The following is an 18,153-nucleotide window of genomic DNA, read 5'->3' as shown; positions in this document are numbered from 1 at the left end:
GTTTCATTGAAACCTAATTTGAAGCCTAAGCTTCTAATTGGATTATCATCAACGAGTGCCCACACAGATTGATAGGTTTATATTGTTAAAGAGCTTCCCTTCTTTGTGACCAATGTCACTTCGGAAGAGGCAGCCATTCTAGCGTTTCAATTCTAAGTGTCAAACACTTTTTTGAATTTTTTATTTCAAACTTTTCAATTCGAAATTTTGCTAGTTGGCTTTACTGATTTACCGCTGAGGCCTTGTGGCGTCTGCCGTGTCAGTGGATGCGCATTATAGGGAGTTGAGTTTTAAGCGCAAGCCCTTTTTCAAATTAAATTGAAAAAAAAGACCGTTCGCTGAATTTATATTCAAAACCATTAAAAAAGGGAGCGAAACGCTCCCTTTTTAACCATCTTATCTAGGTTTTAGATAAAGGCATACGCATCAGCAAACATGTTTTCAGCTAACGCCTGCTTGTTAAGCGTGAATTGTTCTCGTGCTGCGCCTGCCATTTCAAAGCGTCCCGCTATATAGATGTCGTACTGTGCAAGCGACTCGAAGTCTTGAGCAACTGCTTGTAAGACATTACCAACCTTCCCTTGCCACTCTTGCCCAGCGTCTTCTACAACAGGGATAAAGTGAACATGGCTGTTCTTGCTAGCAATCTCTTCTAATTCTTGTTTTGCATAAAGTTGGCGTTCATCACGCCCACCCCAGTATAGATGGATTTCGTTCTCTCGATTTTGAGCCAAGCAATGATCTAGGATTGAACGAACGTAACTAAAGCCTGTGCCACCAGCAATGAGCAATATTGGTCGTTCACTCGCTTCTCTCACCCACGCATCACCATGAGGCGCGTCTATTGTCACTTCGCCATCATTTTCCATTGCTGCTTTCATTGCTTCGACAACTTCCTGGGCATAAGCGTTGTGCTCGGCAGCACCAATATGAAGTTCTAATTCTCCTTCATGTCGGCATGGGCTGCTGGCGATTGAAAATGGGCGTTTGTCTTTTTCTCCCATTACAACCATTAGATATTGGCCAGCTTTAAAGCTAACAGGGCTCTCTGGATGTAATAAGATCTGGTAAGTATTGCAAGCCAACGGCTGAATTGACTTTACTTTGCATTGAATAGTCATGGTCTTCCTCTCGCTTACTCTTCAAAAGTAAGCACTAATCTACTTTCTGCGAAGGCTTGGCAGGCAAATATCCAACCCTGCTGTTGCTCTTTCTCTGTGAGCATTGGTTCCAGGTGATAAGAGACTTTCCCTTCGAGTTTACGACATAAACAGGCGGCGCATGCGCCAACCTGGCAGCGGTGGGGGAAGCGAATGTTATTGTTGAGCGCAGCTTCCAACACCGTTTGTCCATTCTGTACTTCAAATTGTATATTGTCTGGAAGCAGAATGACGGAATGGCTCATAGAATACTCAACTTATCCCAAAACGCATCGATTTTCGCCACAAGTTGTGGATCTTTCTTGATAGGTGTACCCCATTCTCGCACGACTTCCTCACCTTCAATCTTATTGGTTGCATCAAGAACAAGTCGAGAAAGGTGTTTATCCGTTTGCTGAACTTGTTTGGTATCACGAGCAGGATCCATACGTGTCGTGACAGCCCAAATAATATCGTTCCAGTCTTTGGCGTTGACATCTTGATCGCAAAGAATGACAAACTTAGGTTCCCCATGCTGCAATAAGTAGTCTTCTACTTTCTGGGCGAGTTCTTGCGATTGGCCTGAACGGGTCTTTTTCATCGTTACGATGGCAAAGCCGTTGTTACGTGCTTTCTCTGGAATATAGAAATCAACGACTTCAGGGTGGCTGTCGATAAATGCGGCAATCGCCGCCTCATCAAGTGCGGTATGCTGACTCTCGCTACCCTGCGCTGATGCAAGTTCTGCATCCCATTTAATTGTTGCGTCGAGTCCCATCTTAGAGCCTAGGCCAACAACCGGAGACGCAAAATCTAATGAGTCGATGGGTGTATTTTCGATAAACAAGGTATCACGAGTCGGCTCCATATGCTGTGTCATCGCTTCAACGACTTGATTCCAGTCGCGTGCGTTCACCTTTTCATCGCATACAATAACGAATTTGGTATACATGAACTGACGTAGGAACGACCATACTCCCATCATGACTCGCTTAGCATGACCTGGATATTGTTTCTTCATCGTCACTACTGCCATTCGATATGAACAGCCCTCAGGTGGCAGATAGAAATCTTCTATCTCAGGGAACTGTTTTTGCAGTATCGGTACAAAGACTTCGTTGAGAGCGACACCTAATACGGCAGGTTCATCTGGCGGACGACCTGTGTAAGTACTGTGATAAATGGCGTCTCTGCGCATACTGATATGAGTAATGGTAAAGACGTGGTGCTTTTCCTTTTCGTTATAGTATCCAGTATGATCGCCGTACGGCCCTTCATCGGCAAACTCGTTCGGATCAATGTAGCCCTCCATAACGATTTCAGCACTAGCAGGAACTTCAAGATCATTGCTGAGTGATTTCACCACTTCTGTCTTCTTACCACGTAGCAGACCGGCAAACGCATACTCAGATAAAGTATCTGGTACAGGCGTTACCGCACCTAAGATAGTCGCAGGATCTGCACCAAAGGCAACGGATACAGGGAAGGGTTTACCTGGATGAGTTTCCATCCAATCACGTAGGTCTAAAGCACCACCGCGATGCGCTAACCAGCGCATGATAATTTTGTTCTTCGCAATTTTCTGTTGGCGATAGATACCTAAGTTTTGGCGTTTTTTATTTGGCCCTTTAGTAACGGTCAACCCCCAAGTAAGCAATGGCGCCACATCATCTTGCCAGCAACTCATTACTGGAATTTTATCAAGATCAACATCGTCACCCTGCCAAACGATCTCCTGACACGGTGCCTTGCGCAAGCGTTTAGCGGGCATATTCAGAACTTGTTTGAAGACCGGCAACTTATCGAGTGCGTCTTTAAAGCCTTTAGGCGGCTCAGGCTCTTTTAGATACGCAAGCAACTTTCCAACTTCTCGCAACTCTTTGACATCCTGACGTCCCATACCAATAGCCACTCGTTCCGGTGTGCCAAATAGGTTGGTTAAGACTGGCATGTCATAGCCAATGGGATTTTCAAACAACAGCGCAGGACCACCCGCTCTAAGCGTTCGATCGCTGATCTCTGTCATTTCATAGTGAGGGTCAACAGGATGGGAAATTCGTTTCAGCTTCCCTTCTTGCTCTAGATGAGCGATAAAATCGCGTAAATCCTTAAAACTCATAGGCCTACTAATGGGCTGGTTAATCTGCATGCAGTATAACAAAAAAGAGGAATCGACCGATCCCTCTTTTTTATGTGGTTATTTCATCAATGATTACTGGCCGATAACAGTTAAAATTGCTCGACTGTTTACTTGTTGGTTGGTACTAGCCAACTCTTCTAGCCAAGATGAGTAACCCTGACGAGCTAACTCACCAGCAATAAATCTCGCATCATCAGAAATCGCCATTCGAGTAATTAAAAACTCTTTTACCTCTTTAGACATCGGTCTTATCTTGGTCAACTCTGTAATTGCAGCTTCTTTCAAGCTCGGATTCTGCGTAGCTTGGATCACCTGATTTAGCGAAAAATCATTACCAACCTTAGCTAAGCGAACCAATTCAGATTCACTGTTAAAGTCTGCCTTCATTAACCAGAGCAACTTATACACTTCTGGATCTTCACTTACTTGCGCTAGACGAACCATGACTGCCGAAGATGGCAGCCAGCTGATTACCGCTTCACGAGTCAGCTGTTGGCAAAGACGAGTAATGGCTTCTGGTGATAGGCTATCGAGCTCTCTAATCAGCAAAGCTTCTCTAGCCTGAACCTGATATTCACTTCCTTGTAACCATTGCTTAAGAACCAACTCTCCTCTTTCTGCCTCTAATACGAATGCCAGTGTGGATTGGTCTTGGTGCCATTGTTTTAACAGTCGATTGGCGATAGCAGGATAGTTGAAAGCAGGCACTGTAAACTCATAGCCCTCACCTCTTTCTAGGAGCTGATAGGTAGGCACCATTGATTTTTGTTGCTCAACAAACAGCGCCATTTTAGGCGTCATGATCAGGTTTTGGTCTTCAATCTTTTTGAGCAATAGATAACGAGACACTTCTTGGACAGGAAGTGAGAGTCTTTGTAGAGCGAAGTTAAGGCCATCAATATCATCTTCGATAGCCAAAGAGAGTAGCTCAGCCACTTTATCATGCACTTGTGGCTCTTGAAGCCATTGTTCTATACGCTGCGGCTGCATCTCAGTTGCAGTGACAGGCGGAACCCCAAGCAGTATCAAGACAGACAGGAGTACCGACGACAACATTCCTTGTTGCATGTTAACCTCCTTGTAACATTTCAATCCATTGTGCTCGCAATCACTGAATAATGCAAACAAAAACGCCACCTAGCAAAGGTGGCGTTTATCAAGACCATTTAATGCTTATTGACGACGCATCGCGTCAAAGAATTCATCATTCGTCTTGGTCATAGCAAGCTTATCGATTAGGAATTCCATCGCATCGGTTTCACCCATTGGATGAACAATCTTACGTAGGATCCACATTTTCTGTAGCTCTTCGTTCTTAGTTAGCAACTCTTCACGACGAGTACCTGAGCGGTTGAAGTCAATCGCTGGGAAAACGCGTTTTTCTGCAATCTTACGGTTCAGGTGTATTTCCATGTTACCTGTACCTTTAAACTCTTCGTAGATAACTTCGTCCATCTTAGAACCCGTATCCACAAGTGCCGTTGCTAGAATAGTTAGGCTTCCGCCCTCTTCTACGTTACGAGCTGCACCGAAGAAGCGCTTAGGACGGTGCAATGCGTTAGCATCAACACCACCAGTCAGAACTTTACCTGATGAAGGAACAACTGTGTTGTACGCACGTGCTAAACGAGTAATCGAATCAAGCAGGATTACAACGTCTTTCTTGTGTTCAACAAGACGTTTCGCTTTTTCGATAACCATTTCAGCAACCTGAACGTGACGAGACGCTGGCTCATCAAACGTTGATGCAACCACTTCACCTTTAACTAGGCGTTGCATCTCAGTGACTTCTTCTGGACGTTCATCAATAAGAAGAACCATCAGCACACACTCTGGGTGATTGTAAGCAATGCTCTGTGCAATGTTTTGCAGCAGCATTGTTTTACCCGCTTTAGGTGGCGCTACAATCAGACCACGCTGGCCTTTACCGATTGGCGAAGCAAGGTCTAGAACACGAGCAGTAATATCTTCTGTCGAACCGTTACCACGCTCCATCACCATACGCTCGTTAGCGTGTAGTGGCGTCAAGTTTTCAAATAGAATCTTGTTACGCGCGTTGTCTGGTTTGTCATCGTTAACTGTATTGACTTTTAAAAGTGCAAAATAACGTTCACCGTCTTTAGGTGGACGAATTTTACCGGCAATAGAGTCACCTGTACGTAAGTTAAAGCGACGGATCTGGCTTGGTGATACATAAATATCGTCTGGGCCAGCTAAGTACGAACTATCCGCACTACGTAAGAAACCAAAGCCGTCTTGAAGTATTTCCAGAACCCCGTCGCCAAAAATATCTTCACCGCTTTTCGCGTGCGCTTTAAGGATCGCGAAGATAATGTCTTGTTTTCTTAGACGCGCAAGGTTTTCAAGGCCTAAGCTCTCGCCAAGTTTGACAAGATCAGACACAGGTCTGTTCTTCAGTTCTGTTAGATTCATGGTGGTGGATACTTGTTTAGTCAAAATAGGATCTGTTTTTTTGGTTAAGATGGATTTGGTCACAGGATCGACCAAGAAGAGAAACTTGTTTATTTAACGTGCGATAAACTAGCACTAAATACTAGCCTAGTCTAGATTTTGTTGGTGTTCAAAAACAAAACCGTGCATTAGATAAAATGCACGGCCTTATTGGGTAACTGATTATAGGTTTGCGTCCAAGAACTCTTTTAGTTGAGTTTTTGATAGCGCACCTACTTTCGTTGCAGCCACGTTACCATCTTTGAATAGAAGCAACGTTGGGATACCACGAATACCAAACTTAGGTGGAGTACCTGCGTTTTGGTCGATATTTAGTTTACCGATAGTGAGTTTGCCTTCGTACTCGTCAGCGATTTCGTCCAAAATAGGCGCGATCATCTTACATGGACCACACCATTCTGCCCAAAAATCTACAAGAACTGGGCCTGCAGCGTTAATTACATCGGCTTCAAAACCGTCATCAGTTAGCTGCAAAATCTTATCACTCATCTTCCACTCCAATGTGTTTTTTCGGAACTGGTTGGATGATAACCAGTATTTAGATGCCCTATTGGAATGTATTTACTTCCGTATTGCAAGTGTAAGCTGATATTCTATAGCAATGAAAAAGACGCATATCACAGAGCAAAAGTTCGCCGATTTAGGTTTACACCCTAAAATTACTGAAGGTTTGGAGAAAAAAGGGTTCGATTTTTGTACCCCAATCCAAGCTTTGGCGTTGCCGGTACTGCTCACCGGCCAAGACATCGCAGGACAAGCCCAAACGGGTACAGGTAAGACATTGGCTTTCCTTACTGCTACTTTTAACCACTTACTGACGACGCCTGAACATGAGGGTCGCAAGCCAAATCAGCCTAGAGCAATTATTATGGCTCCAACGCGTGAACTGGCTATTCAGATTTACAACGATGCAGAACCTTTGATCGCTAGTACTGGTATCAAAGCTGCACTCGCTTATGGTGGCGAAAGCTACGATAAGCAATTAGCAACGCTTGAGAATGGTGTCGATATCCTGATCGGTACAACCGGTCGTATTATCGATTTTTACAAGCAACGTGTATTTAACCTAAACAACATCCAAGCTGTCGTTTTAGACGAAGCTGATCGCATGTTCGATCTTGGTTTTATTAAAGATATTCGTTTCTTGTTCCGTCGCATGCCTGAGCCAAAAGAACGTTTGAATATGCTGTTCTCTGCAACACTGTCTTACCGTGTTCAAGAGCTGGCGTTCGAGCATATGCATAATCCAGAGCACGTTGTTGTTGAGCCAAATGTGAAAACAGGTCACCGTATTCAGGAAGAACTGTTCTACCCATCCAACGAACACAAAATGGCTCTGCTTCAGACGCTTATTGAAGAAGAGTGGCCAGATCGTGCAATCATCTTTGCAAACACTAAACATAAGTGTGAATCAGTCTGGGGCCATCTTGCAGCAGACGGACACCGAGTAGGCCTGCTAACGGGTGATGTTCCTCAGAAGAAACGTGAGCGCATCTTAGAGCAATTTACGCTTGGTGAAGTTGACTTACTTGTTGCAACCGACGTTGCTGCACGTGGTCTTCATATTCCACAAGTGACGCACGTATTCAACTTTGATCTACCTGACGACTGCGAAGATTACGTACACCGTATCGGTCGTACTGGTCGAGCAGGCGCAAGCGGTCACTCTATTAGTTTCGCGTGTGAAGATTACGCAATTAACCTTCCACCAATTGAAGAGTATATCGAACACTCTATTCCTGTTTCTGATTACGACCCTAGTGCTCTGATCCAAGATCTACCAGCACCTATTCGCATGCGTTCAAACCGTCCGCAGCAGCAACGTCGTACGAACACTGGAGGTTCGAGATCAGGAAATCGTCGTTCGAACCATCGCTCTCGTCCACGCCAACAAAAGGATTCTTAAGTCGTCTATGAGCCAAGCAGTTTCATCTCCGCTATACGCAGCCATCGACCTCGGGTCGAACAGTTTTCATATGCTCGTTGTGCGTCATATTGATGGCAGCGTTCAGACTATGGCTAAAATAAAACGCAAAGTTCGTCTTGCGGCTGGCTTAAGCGACAATAACTCGCTAAGTCTAGAAGCCATGCAACGCGGATGGGACTGCTTGAGTCTTTTTGCTGAACGACTTCAAGATATCGACAAGGAAAACATCCGTATTGTTGGTACGGCAACACTACGAACAGCGACGAATGTGGATGTTTTTCTTGAGAAAGCCAACCAGATCCTCGGCCACAAAATCGAAGTCATCTGTGGTGAAGAGGAAGCTGCAACAATCTATAAAGGTGTTGCGCACACGTCAGGGGGTAGCGGCCGTCGCTTAGTGGTAGATATTGGCGGTGCCAGCACCGAGCTCATTATCGGAGAAGGCTTTGAAGCCAAAGCATTGACTAGTCTGAAAATGGGCTGCGTCACTTGGTTGGAGCGGCATTTTAAAGATCGCCAGCTGACGGTAAGCAATTTCAACAACGCGATTCAAGCCGCTAAAGAGACCTTACAACCAATCTTGCAGCAGTACACGCAAATTGGATGGGATGTTTGTGTTGGTGCTTCAGGTACCGTTCAAGCTCTTCAGGAGATTATGCTGGCGCAAGGTATGGACGAAGTCATCACCCACTCCAAACTCAAGCGTTTGCAGAAACAAGCCATGATGGCAGATCACCTCGAAGAGCTAGAAATTGAAGGATTAACTTTAGAACGCGCCTTGGTATTCCCAAGTGGTCTATCGATCTTGATAGCAATCTTCGAACTGTTAGAAATCGAGTCCATGACGCTTGCTGGCGGTGCTCTACGCGAAGGTTTGGTCTATGAGATGGTGGATGAACTAAAGCAAGACGATATTCGTGCACGCACTATTTGCAGTGTTCAAAGTCGTTATCAGCTTGATGTTGATTATGGTCAGCAAGTTGCCAACATGGCAGCAAGACTACTGGCAGAATGTCAGCCTGACTGGATAACTGAGGCACAAGCAAAAGTCCTATTAGAGACAGCCGCCAAGCTACATGAAATCGGTTTGACCATCGACTATAAGAAAGGTGGTGAACATAGCGCTTATCTACTTCAGCAACTTGACCTACCTGGTTACACTCGAGCGCAAAAACACCTGTTAGGTGAACTGGCACGACGTTATCGTGAGCAGCTAACTTCTTTGCCAGAGCAACACGCTCTTTCAGGTTCAAGCGCCAAACGGGTATTGCGCCTGTTACGCTTAGCGGTCTTGCTTACTCATCGCCGTAATCCTGATCTTGAGCCAAACATTACCTTTGGTTCTAATGATGACCAGCTAACACTGACTATCAAATCTGAATGGCTAAAAGCCAACCCACTGACCGCCGCAGAGCTTGAGATTGAAGCTAACCGTCAAAGTGATATCGGCTGGCCTTTATCGATTGTTGAATACTGAACTTCGAATCAATAAAAAGCCCGAGAGACATCATCTCTCGGGCTTTTTTTTATCTTTCCAGACTGAAATCAGTTGGCTCCAACCACTTTAAACTCAGGGTTAACCGCCGTCAGTTTTTTCACTAGGTAGTTAAGTAGCACACCATACATTGGAACAAACAGACCTAAACTGATCACCAGCTTAAATCCATAATCCACCAGCGCAATTTCAGTCCAGTGTTCAGCCATAAATGGATCAGGGCTTTGGTAAAACGCAATCGCAAAGAAGGCAATGGTATCGAGCGCATTACCAAACAAAGTCGAACACGTAGGAGCAACCCACCACTGTTTCATCTGACGCAGACGATTGAACACATGAACATCTAAGATCTGACCGAGTAGATAAGCCATAAAGCTCGCAATCGCGATACGAGCGACGAATAGATTAAACTCGCCAAGATGTGCAAGACCTTGGAACTGCCCTTCAAAGAACAATACCGACAAAGCGTAAGAGACCGCTAACGCAGGAAGCATCACTAGAAAAATAATTTTTCGCGCAAGCTGAGCACCGAAAACGCGCACAGTGAGATCCGTTGCCAAAAAGATAAATGGGAAAGTGAATGCACCCCAAGTGGTATGGAAACCAAAGACGGTGAAAGGTAGCTGAACCAAGTAATTGCTGGAAGCAATAATCACTAGGTGGAACAGGACTAATAATAAAAGGGCTTTGCGCTGCTGCGCAGGGGTAAAGTTACTCATGCGATACCTTTTTAGTTTGGTTTGGGGGTGAGGGAACCCAAATCGACCACTTACGTAATAACGAAAGTCGCCTTACCAACAATGTAATGAAAAAATTCTCGATATTGACCATATCAAACGTGAACAATATCGCGGCGGGCGATTATACATTAACCAATCATTGCCGCAAGCATGAGTTTTCGAGCAATCGTTGACGTGTTCTTTTTTCTTAGAAACCACGTTCAAATAGTGAAGCGAGGAAATCCAACTCTTCTTTGCTCTCTTCGATAGAAAGCGCTTCTAGCCATAGACTTTCGCTGTAGTGTTCAGACTTGAGGAACAATTGACAACCTTCAAAATCAATCAACCAAGAGTGAATGTCCGCATCCCACTGTTTTTCAACCACAGTAGCCGAGAGTAGCTGGAGCATTCGCTGAGCTAAATCGGGAAAACTATCAAAATCAAAGCGAGGAGAACGAATGATAATACGACCTTCATCGGCCAGATAAGTATGCAGGCCAAACTCCGATTGTTGCTCATTAGTGATGAGATTTTCAGCCATGGTGGGTCAAATGCTCCTGAATTAAATCTAAAAATGGATCTGCATATTTCTCTAATTTGCGTTGCCCTACCCCATTTACAGCCAACATTTCGCCATACGACGTCGGTAATATTTCCGCCATATCAATCAAGGTGGCATCGCTAAAGACAACATATGGCGGTAAGCCATCTTCGTCGGCAATGGACTTACGTAATCTGCGTAATTTAGCAAACAGCTTTTTATCGTAGTTTTTGCTCGATAATTTATCGGATTTCGCCGCGCGAGCGGCGGTATCAAGACGCGGAACGGCCAACTCCAAAGACATTTCACCGCGTAGCAACGGACGAGCTTCTTCAGTGAGCTGCAACGTCGAATTGCGGGTGATATTTTGAAATAGCAATCCTTTGTGAATCAGTTGACGAAAGACACTGACCCAGTAGTCATGGCTATTTTCTCGTCCCAGACCATAAGTTGACAACTTATCGTGGCCATTTTCACGGATACGAATATTCTGCATACCGCGTAATACCTCAACCACGTACCCCATCCCAAAGGATTGGTTGACTCGGTAGACACATGACAAAGCTTTCTGAGCCTGCTCTGTCGCATCAAAGTGTTTAGGTGGATCCAGGCAGATATCGCAGTTTCCACATGGTTTGTCGCGGTACTCACCGAAATAATTGAGCAATACCTGACGACGGCAGGTTTGCGCTTCAGCGAATGCACTCATGGCATTGAGTTTATGAGCTTCAACCTGCTTTTGCGGGCCTTCATCCTTTTCATCAAGCATACGGCGCAGCCAACTGATATCCGCAGGATCATAAAGCATCATCGCTTCAGCAGGTAAGCCATCACGGCCAGCTCGCCCCGTTTCCTGATAATATGACTCGATGTTTCTCGGAATATCAAAGTGAACAACAAAACGGACGTTAGGCTTGTTGATACCCATACCAAATGCGACTGTCGCCACCACAATTTGAATATCATCGCGTTGAAATGCATCTTGGACATAGGCGCGTTCATCGGCCTCTAAACCTGCGTGGTAGCTTGCCGCTCGAAGACCGTTATTGCACAGTTTCTCCGTTACCATTTCGACTTTTTTACGGCTGCCACAATAAATAATCCCACAATTACCGCGCTGCTCTTCAAGGAAACGCACCACCTGAGAAATCGGTTTGTGCTTCTCTACCAAGGTATAACGAATATTTGGTCGGTCAAAGCTACCTAAGTAAACATGGGGGTCGTTGAGTTGAAGTCGCTGCGTAATATCAGAACGTGTCGCATCATCCGCTGTTGCAGTCAGAGCCATCACCGGCAGATGAGGAAAGTACTGTTTCAGTTGACCCAGTGACGCGTATTCCGGTCGAAAATCATGTCCCCACTGAGAAATACAGTGCGCCTCATCGACCGCAATCATAGATAAAGGTAAGCCTTCTAGACGCTCGATAAAATCTCGCATCAATACTCGCTCAGGTGACACATAGATAAGTTTAATCGCGCCAGAGTTCATGCGATTGTAGACGGAGATCAATTCTTCACGCGGCATCGTTGAGTTAATACACTCAGCCGCCACCCCGTTGGCTTTCAGTTGGTCAACCTGATCTTTCATCAAGGAGATCAACGGCGAGATAACTAAGGTTATTCCACTGCGCACTAGAGCGGGGATCTGGTAACACAAAGATTTACCGCCACCAGTAGGCATAATCACTAAACTGTCTAGCCCTGCGACCGCAGCATCGATCACTTCTTGCTGACCATCACGAAAGCTCTGGTAACCAAAAACATCTTCTAGGATGCTCTGTGGCGTCGGCTGTTCGGCTGGAGATTGCTGGGCTAAAAGAGTCGAGGTCATGAATTATCTCAATAGAATTGCAAGGCAAAGGCGTGTCAAACGCGAGGGGCACATTGTAGTGGGGTTTAACGGTGAATAAAACCGCAAATTGTTAGGTGATTTTGATAGTCATTCGTATACTGCATGTTTCAATTTGTAAATTTCCTGATTACGAGTAATGTCGATGACTCCAGAAGAACAGCAAAGAGCCAAACAGGGTGTCTTTCTTGCCATTGGTGCTTACACCATGTGGGGTATCGCCCCAATCTATTTCAAGGCTCTGGCAGATGTATCTCCACTAGAAATTCTCAGCCATCGCGTCGTTTGGTCGTTTTTCTTACTTGCCGCCCTGCTCCATTTGGGTCGCCGCTGGCGCAATGTCCGAGATGTCATCAAATCGAAGCAAAAACTCCTCTATCTGGTGACGACTGCACTTCTTGTTGGAGCCAACTGGCTTATCTTCATCTGGGCTGTCAATGCTGATCATATGCTCGACGCAAGTCTCGGGTACTACATCAATCCTTTGATTAACGTGTTACTTGGAATGCTATTTCTGGGTGAGCGTCTTAGAAAGCTTCAGTGGTTCGCCGTTGCTCTTGCTGCATGCGGTGTGCTAGTACAGCTCTTTGTCTTTGGTTCTATTCCAGTCGTTGCGATTGCGCTAGCTCTGAGCTTTGGTTTTTACGGTCTATTGCGCAAAAAAGTCAGCCTAGAAGCACAAACAGGACTGTTTATTGAGACCTTGGTTCTACTACCTGCTGCAGCGATTTATCTGCTGTGGATTGCTGATACGCCAACATCCAACATCATGGAAAATCCACTAAACCTTAATGTATTGCTGATTTCCGCAGGCGTTATTACCACACTGCCCCTGCTCTGCTTTACTGGTGCTGCGACTCGGCTAAAGTTATCGACACTGGGCTTTTTCCAGTACATTGGACCAAGCCTGATGTTCTTGCTTGCGGTATTGGTTTACGGAGAAGCATTTACCGTCGATAAAGCGATTACGTTCGCCTTTATTTGGGGAGCTTTGGTGATCTTCAGCGTCGATGGATTAAGAAGCAATCAACAGTCAAAACGAGCTCTTAAAGCCAACTGATCGTTTTTTACAAGACAATCTCTACCACTAACTATAAGCTTGGTGAAATAATCACCAAGCTTTTTTGTTTTATGGATAAGGTCAACTACCACACGACGCAAAATAAAGAGATAAGCCTGATAGAAGCAAATTATCAGTCATTTGCTTTTTCGCGCCACTATCATCTTGATTTTCATATTGGTCTTATTACCGGTGGAGAACAGAAATTTCACTATCAAGGCGAAAAACATCATGTCGGCAAAGGCCAGCTAGTCATCATGCCTCCCGATGAACTGCATGATGGTCAATCCACCCTTGATTCCGGTTATCAAGTTCGAGTTTTCTCGCTAGAGCCTCAATGGTTGAGCAAGCTTGCCCAACTTAAACAACCAAACAGTTTGATTCACTTCAACCGACTCGTCGTATCGGACACTCAAGTATTTCAGTCACTCTCGCAGCTTCATCAATTATTAGCGAATGACGATGTCAGCCAACTCGCGAGAGATTGCTTGCCATACGAAGGATTTGAACGGCTCTTTAGTCACTACGGCAGCCTAGAACAAAAACGCGCTGTACCACTTGGCAATCAGTCGATGGCGACGCTCAAAGAGTATTTAATGCATAATCTTGATCAACCCGTTCGACTCGAACAGTTGTCTCAGTTGTGCCAACTCAGCCCGACCCAGTTTCAACGCCATTTCAAAGCAAAAGTGGGACTCACACCCTACGCTTGGTTAAGTCGTTTACGAATGGAACAAGGAATGAAACTCCTCAAGTCAGGTATCAGTGGAACCGAAGTGGCTCATCAGGTCGGGTTCTACGATCAAGCTCATTTCAGTAAAGCCTTCAAAGCAACTTTTGGTGTTCCACCTTCACAGATTAACTAGTGTCAGTTTTTTACAATCCTCGCTAAGAATTTGTTGACACACTGGATGTATTAATCACGAATCAATTTACCGTCATGAATGAACTCACCATCCTATCCACTCTTGCCATCGTACACTTCATTGCGCTGATGAGCCCAGGGCCTGACTTTGCCTTAGTGGTCCAAAATGCCACTCGCTATGGCCGACAGACTGGCTTTTACATCGCTCTCGGCCTCTCTTTTGGCATCTTGCTGCACTCCATTCTCAGCCTAACTGGTGTCAGCTATTTGGTTCACCAGCAGCCGGCTCTGTTCGCTCTGTTGCAACTGGCTGGTGGCAGCTATTTAACCTATCTCGGTTACGGTGCTCTAAATGCGACAATCGTTGCCTTTCGTAGAAACCATTGCGAAGGCGAGAAGGACGAATCTTCCTCTTTGTTACTCACCAACAAGCGCGAAGCTTTCTCTCGTGGTTTTGCCACCAACATTCTTAATCCCAAGGCGCTGGTGTTTTTTGTCAGTTTAATGTCGAGCCTAGTTCCTGCCGGCATGTCTTTAGGAGGCAAAGGTATTGCCCTAATGATTCTTTGGAGTTTGTCGTTATTTTGGTTTTCTTTTCTTGCTTGGGCGCTATCCACACAGCGTATGCAACGCAAAGTTAAAGCATTTGCTGTCTACATTGATGGCTTATGTGGTGTTATTTTTAGCGTGATTGGTTTAAGTATTTTGTGGCAATCAGCATCAAATTTACTGGCGCAGCTTTGAGTCACCCTCACAATTGTTTGAGCAACCTCACACCTTGCCATCAGACTCATATTGGAAATAGTACCGAAATGCCCGCCACCTTGTGCGAGATCTCTCACATGCGAGTAAGTAAAAATAACTTTTTCATTAAGAAAAATACATCACAACCAACTCAAGCTATTGATAAATAAAGATACGTACAAATTTCGAGCGAATTTTTATGTAGAAAAACGTTTGCGTAGTATTGCTGAACATCTACGAATCGGTAATATGAACCTTGTCGGAAGGATGCTGACACGGAACAGGAAATTACCACGGATTAGGTAATCTTCAGGAAGAAGATACGGTTATTCAGGATGAATAGTCGGCATGGAAAGCAAATTGGACATTGAACGGACGCAATAGTAACTAGGATGGTTGCTACTAAGGATGGGAAATGGACACCTCTGGATGAGGCAAGGACTGATCATCAGGATGATGAAAAGGACACCGCTCAGGGAACAAGCGAAGTGAGCTAACGAGGATTGTTAGCAGACCAGGATAGGGTCAAGGACACCGCTAGGATGGCGATGAATGGACTAAGCTGAAGGATGTCAGCATACTATCAAGGATTAGATGCATGGAGCACCTATAGTAGCCGGATTGCTGCGAGTAAGACTATAACCCCGATGGGCGCAAGCCCTCGGGGTTTTTCTTTATTCTTCAAAAGATAAATGAAGTTAACGCCACCTTTACAGCTTTTCTAACTTAGCGTAAGCAGTGACTAACCATTTGATCCCTTCACCATTAAAGGCGACCTGAACTCGGCTCTGCGGGCCACTGCCTTCAAAGTTGATGATCGTTCCTTCACCAAACTTAGGGTGAAGCACTCGAGAACCTAGGCTAAAGCCTGTTTCATTAAAGTTCTCTTTGACCACGGTTTGACTAAAGCGTCCCGAGCTTGCTGGGCGGCTCACTTGCGCTTTCATACGCACTTCATCAAGACAGGTTTCCGGTAGTTCGCGAATAAAGCGCGATGGTTTATGGTACTTGTCTTGACCATATAAGCGGCGCATCTCTGCATAAGTGATATAAAGCTTCTCCATTGCACGGGTCATACCCACATAGCAAAGACGTCGTTCTTCTTCTAAGCGACCCGCTTCTTCTACCGACATTTGGCTTGGGAACATACCCTCTTCGACACCGACCATGAAGACAAGTGGAAACTCCAGACCTTTCGCACTGTGCAGCGTCATTAGCTGCACGGCATCATCAAATTCATCAGCCTGACCTTCACCAGCCTCTAGAGCGGCGTGCGTCAAAAAGGCCGTCAATAGCGTCATTTCTTCCGCTTCTTCTGGCTTTTCAAATTGGCGGGTTGCCGTGACAAGTTCTTCCAAGTTCTCAATACGAGCCTTGGACTTCTCGCCTTTCTCCTGTTCGTACATTGCGAACAGACCAGAGTATTTGATGACGTGGTCGGTTTGCTCATGGAGCGACATCTCACATGTGTCATCTTCAAGCGCAAGAATCAGCTCGACAAAGCGACTTAATGCCCCCGCAGCTCTTCCTGCCAGTACTTTTTCGTCTAGCAAAGCGATACTCGCTTCCCACATGGTGCAACCACGGTCGCGTGCAGCAAAGCGAATTGTCTCGAGTGTTTTATCTCCAAGGCCACGCGTCGGTGTATTGACCACTCGCTCGAAGGCTGAGTCATCATTTCGATTACTCATTAAACGCAGGTAGCTAAGTGCATCTTTGATCTCTTGACGCTCGAAGAATCGCATACCTCCGTAAATACGATACGGGAGACCCGCCTGAATTAACGCTTCTTCTAACACACGCGATTGGGCGTTATTGCGGTACAGCATAGCGGCATCGTTGAGTGCTCCGCCTTTGTCTTGCCACTCTTTAATTTTGTTGACGACAAAACGGGCTTCATCCAGCTCGTTATAAGCGGAGTAAACAGAAATAGGCTCACCTTCAACCCCATCCGTCCACAACTCTTTGCCCATACGTTCGGTATTATTGGCGATCAGAGTATTAGACGCTTCGAGAATCGTTTTTGTCGAACGGTAATTCTGCTCAAGGCGAATGGTATTAACGCTAGGGAACTCACGAGTAAATTTTTCAATATTTTCGATTTTAGCGCCACGCCAGCCATAAATGGACTGGTCATCATCACCAACAATCATTACATGAGCTTCAGACCCTGCCATCATGCGTAACCACGCATACTGAATGTTGTTGGTATCCTGAAATTCGTCGACCAGAATATGCTTGAAACGAGCCTGATAGTGTTCACGGATATGCTTTTTATCCCGCAGTAACTCATGCGCTCGCAGCAATATTTCGGCAAAGTCGACCAATCCTGCTCTATCACAAGCCTCCTGATAAGCGGTATAGAGTTGCAGATACGTTTTTGTCACGGGGTCATGGTACGCATCAATGTGATTAGGACGTAGACCCTCATCTTTTTTGCCATTGATCCACCAGCCTACTTGGCGAGCTGGCCACTGCTTCTCATCGAGATTCTGTGCCTTGATTAAGCGACGCAATAAACGCTGCTGATCATCACTATCAATGATCTGAAAATCTTCAGGTAGCTGAGCATCCAAATAGTGAGCGCGTAGAATACGGTGACAAATTCCGTGGAAAGTCCCATTCCACATTCCAGATGCGCTGCCCATCATCAGTTCTTCGATACGCCCACGCATTTCTGCTGCCGCTTTATTGGTAAAAGTGACCGACATAATTGAAAAAGGCGAAGCTTGCTCAACCGACATCAGCCATGCAATACGGTGAACTAACACACGTGTTTTACCACTGCCCGCACCGGCTAAGACAAGTAAATTTTCTAGGGGGGCGGCAACAGCCTCACGCTGTTTATCGTTCAGGCCATCGAGAAGTAATGAAGGATCCATGGGGGCTCAGCTACTGGTTATCTATACATGAAAAACCATTATACCCGAGTGACTTCAAGATGCTAGCAGCAGTAGACCCAAGTCTATTGATTGAACCTTTACGGATTCACGACGAAATGCGCCCCATTTCACCATAAAAATATCTCAATACGAATCTATTAAAATCATCAGGTTAGATTCACGAAAAAAATAAATGTAGGATTTTTTATTATCACAGTGAAAGTTTTTAACTCTATTTTCTATCCTTTTAACTAAGCAAGTTGCTCAAATACTTCGTGATTAGCTTGCCAACATAAGTAAAGGAACTAAGTCTGAGGAAA

Annotated in this window: 15 protein-coding genes; 5 read left to right on the top strand and 10 right to left on the bottom strand. The window is 45.3% G+C overall.

What is annotated here, in order from left to right; genetic code table 11:
• Nucleotides 1–407: 407 nt before the first annotated feature.
• The 6 genes from fre to trxA form a co-directional block, all read right to left on the bottom strand.
• Nucleotides 408–1,121 carry an NAD(P)H-flavin reductase gene (fre, locus tag ACQEXT_RS19860; RefSeq protein ID WP_331417624.1) on the bottom strand — a complete coding sequence of 238 codons (714 nt, stop codon included), beginning with the start codon at nt 1,119–1,121 and terminating at the stop codon, nt 408–410.
• Nucleotides 1,122–1,135: 14 nt separating this feature from the next.
• Complete coding sequence (locus ACQEXT_RS19855; RefSeq protein WP_269378092.1) at nt 1,136–1,405, bottom strand: 2Fe-2S iron-sulfur cluster-binding protein; 270 nt, start codon at nt 1,403–1,405, stop codon at nt 1,136–1,138.
• Nucleotides 1,402–3,258, bottom strand: coding sequence for a 4-hydroxy-3-polyprenylbenzoate decarboxylase (gene ubiD, locus ACQEXT_RS19850; RefSeq protein ID WP_426953294.1), 1,857 nt, complete (start codon nt 3,256–3,258; stop codon nt 1,402–1,404). Before ubiD ends, ACQEXT_RS19855 begins: the two co-directional genes overlap by 4 nt.
• 93 nt (nt 3,259–3,351) lie before the next feature.
• Nucleotides 3,352–4,347 (bottom strand): hypothetical protein, encoded by a 996-nt coding sequence (locus ACQEXT_RS19845; protein WP_331417626.1) that lies wholly within the window; start codon nt 4,345–4,347, stop codon nt 3,352–3,354.
• Nucleotides 4,348–4,452: 105 nt separating this feature from the next.
• Complete coding sequence (gene rho / locus ACQEXT_RS19840) at nt 4,453–5,712, bottom strand: transcription termination factor Rho (protein WP_138971480.1); 1,260 nt, start codon at nt 5,710–5,712, stop codon at nt 4,453–4,455.
• Nucleotides 5,713–5,913: 201 nt separating this feature from the next.
• Nucleotides 5,914–6,240 (bottom strand): thioredoxin TrxA, encoded by a 327-nt coding sequence (gene trxA / locus ACQEXT_RS19835; RefSeq protein WP_138971474.1) that lies wholly within the window; start codon nt 6,238–6,240, stop codon nt 5,914–5,916.
• A gap of 112 nt (nt 6,241–6,352) precedes the next feature.
• On the opposite strand from trxA, the gene rhlB reads away from it, so the two are divergent.
• Together rhlB and gppA are read left to right on the top strand one after the other, a co-directional pair.
• The gene (gene rhlB / locus ACQEXT_RS19830) at nt 6,353–7,657 is read left to right on the top strand and encodes an ATP-dependent RNA helicase RhlB (protein WP_331417627.1); all 1,305 of its coding nucleotides are present in this window, start codon (nt 6,353–6,355) and stop codon (nt 7,655–7,657) included.
• 7 nt (nt 7,658–7,664) lie between these two features.
• Nucleotides 7,665–9,155 (top strand): guanosine-5'-triphosphate,3'-diphosphate diphosphatase, encoded by a 1,491-nt coding sequence (gene gppA / locus ACQEXT_RS19825; protein WP_426953293.1) that lies wholly within the window; start codon nt 7,665–7,667, stop codon nt 9,153–9,155.
• A 68-nt stretch (nt 9,156–9,223) separates the two neighbouring features.
• On the opposite strand, the gene ACQEXT_RS19820 is transcribed toward gppA, so the two are convergent.
• The 3 genes from ACQEXT_RS19820 to recQ all read right to left on the bottom strand — a co-directional run bounded on the left by ACQEXT_RS19820 (nt 9,224) and on the right by recQ (nt 12,264).
• Nucleotides 9,224–9,892 (bottom strand): 7-cyano-7-deazaguanine/7-aminomethyl-7-deazaguanine transporter, encoded by a 669-nt coding sequence (locus tag ACQEXT_RS19820; protein WP_138971471.1) that lies wholly within the window; start codon nt 9,890–9,892, stop codon nt 9,224–9,226.
• A gap of 208 nt (nt 9,893–10,100) precedes the next feature.
• The gene (locus tag ACQEXT_RS19815; protein ID WP_426953292.1) at nt 10,101–10,433 is read right to left on the bottom strand and encodes a DUF3630 family protein; all 333 of its coding nucleotides are present in this window, start codon (nt 10,431–10,433) and stop codon (nt 10,101–10,103) included.
• Nucleotides 10,426–12,264, bottom strand: a complete 1,839-nt coding sequence (gene recQ, locus ACQEXT_RS19810; protein ID WP_331417629.1) for an ATP-dependent DNA helicase RecQ — start codon at nt 12,262–12,264, stop codon at nt 10,426–10,428. Before recQ ends, ACQEXT_RS19815 begins: the two co-directional genes overlap by 8 nt.
• A gap of 163 nt (nt 12,265–12,427) precedes the next feature.
• Here recQ and rarD point away from each other — a divergent pair, with 163 nt between their 5' ends.
• From rarD to ACQEXT_RS19795, 3 genes are all read left to right on the top strand, one after another.
• Complete coding sequence (rarD, locus tag ACQEXT_RS19805; protein WP_269378100.1) at nt 12,428–13,342, top strand: EamA family transporter RarD; 915 nt, start codon at nt 12,428–12,430, stop codon at nt 13,340–13,342.
• A 71-nt stretch (nt 13,343–13,413) separates the two neighbouring features.
• Nucleotides 13,414–14,208: an AraC family transcriptional regulator gene (locus ACQEXT_RS19800; RefSeq protein ID WP_331417631.1), complete on the top strand. Its 795-nt coding sequence runs from the start codon at nt 13,414–13,416 to the stop codon at nt 14,206–14,208.
• A 74-nt stretch (nt 14,209–14,282) separates the two neighbouring features.
• Nucleotides 14,283–14,951 carry a LysE family translocator gene (locus ACQEXT_RS19795; protein WP_426953291.1) on the top strand — a complete coding sequence of 223 codons (669 nt, stop codon included), beginning with the start codon at nt 14,283–14,285 and terminating at the stop codon, nt 14,949–14,951.
• A gap of 710 nt (nt 14,952–15,661) precedes the next feature.
• Here the strand turns inward: ACQEXT_RS19795 and uvrD are convergent.
• Nucleotides 15,662–17,833, bottom strand: a complete 2,172-nt coding sequence (gene uvrD / locus ACQEXT_RS19790; protein WP_331417633.1) for a DNA helicase II — start codon at nt 17,831–17,833, stop codon at nt 15,662–15,664.
• Between the last annotated feature and the right edge of the window lie 320 nt (nt 17,834–18,153).

It is taken from the genome of Vibrio sp. TRT 29B02 (assembly GCF_050113655.1).
Lineage (GTDB): Bacteria > Pseudomonadota > Gammaproteobacteria > Enterobacterales > Vibrionaceae > Vibrio.
This window is presented reverse-complemented; position numbering and strand designations above follow the sequence as displayed.

What these genes read in the sequence shown, in the direction of transcription:
- rarD (WP_269378100.1), top strand. Translation starts at nt 12,428, where the DNA reads ATGACTCCAGAAGAACAGCAAAGAGCCAAACAGGGTGTCTTTCTTGCC.
- ACQEXT_RS19855 (WP_269378092.1), bottom strand. Translation starts at nt 1,405, where the DNA reads ATGAGCCATTCCGTCATTCTGCTTCCAGACAATATACAATTTGAAGTA.
- trxA (WP_138971474.1), bottom strand. Translation starts at nt 6,240, where the DNA reads ATGAGTGATAAGATTTTGCAGCTAACTGATGACGGTTTTGAAGCCGAT.
- ACQEXT_RS19820 (WP_138971471.1), bottom strand. Translation starts at nt 9,892, where the DNA reads ATGAGTAACTTTACCCCTGCGCAGCAGCGCAAAGCCCTTTTATTATTA.
- ubiD (WP_426953294.1), bottom strand. Translation starts at nt 3,258, where the DNA reads ATGAGTTTTAAGGATTTACGCGATTTTATCGCTCATCTAGAGCAAGAA.
- recQ (WP_331417629.1), bottom strand. Translation starts at nt 12,264, where the DNA reads ATGACCTCGACTCTTTTAGCCCAGCAATCTCCAGCCGAACAGCCGACG.
- uvrD (WP_331417633.1), bottom strand. Translation starts at nt 17,833, where the DNA reads ATGGATCCTTCATTACTTCTCGATGGCCTGAACGATAAACAGCGTGAG.
- ACQEXT_RS19845 (WP_331417626.1), bottom strand. Translation starts at nt 4,347, where the DNA reads ATGCAACAAGGAATGTTGTCGTCGGTACTCCTGTCTGTCTTGATACTG.
- gppA (WP_426953293.1), top strand. Translation starts at nt 7,665, where the DNA reads ATGAGCCAAGCAGTTTCATCTCCGCTATACGCAGCCATCGACCTCGGG.
- ACQEXT_RS19800 (WP_331417631.1), top strand. Translation starts at nt 13,414, where the DNA reads ATGGATAAGGTCAACTACCACACGACGCAAAATAAAGAGATAAGCCTG.
- ACQEXT_RS19795 (WP_426953291.1), top strand. Translation starts at nt 14,283, where the DNA reads ATGAATGAACTCACCATCCTATCCACTCTTGCCATCGTACACTTCATT.
- fre (WP_331417624.1), bottom strand. Translation starts at nt 1,121, where the DNA reads ATGACTATTCAATGCAAAGTAAAGTCAATTCAGCCGTTGGCTTGCAAT.
- rhlB (WP_331417627.1), top strand. Translation starts at nt 6,353, where the DNA reads ATGAAAAAGACGCATATCACAGAGCAAAAGTTCGCCGATTTAGGTTTA.
- ACQEXT_RS19815 (WP_426953292.1), bottom strand. Translation starts at nt 10,433, where the DNA reads ATGGCTGAAAATCTCATCACTAATGAGCAACAATCGGAGTTTGGCCTG.
- rho (WP_138971480.1), bottom strand. Translation starts at nt 5,712, where the DNA reads ATGAATCTAACAGAACTGAAGAACAGACCTGTGTCTGATCTTGTCAAA.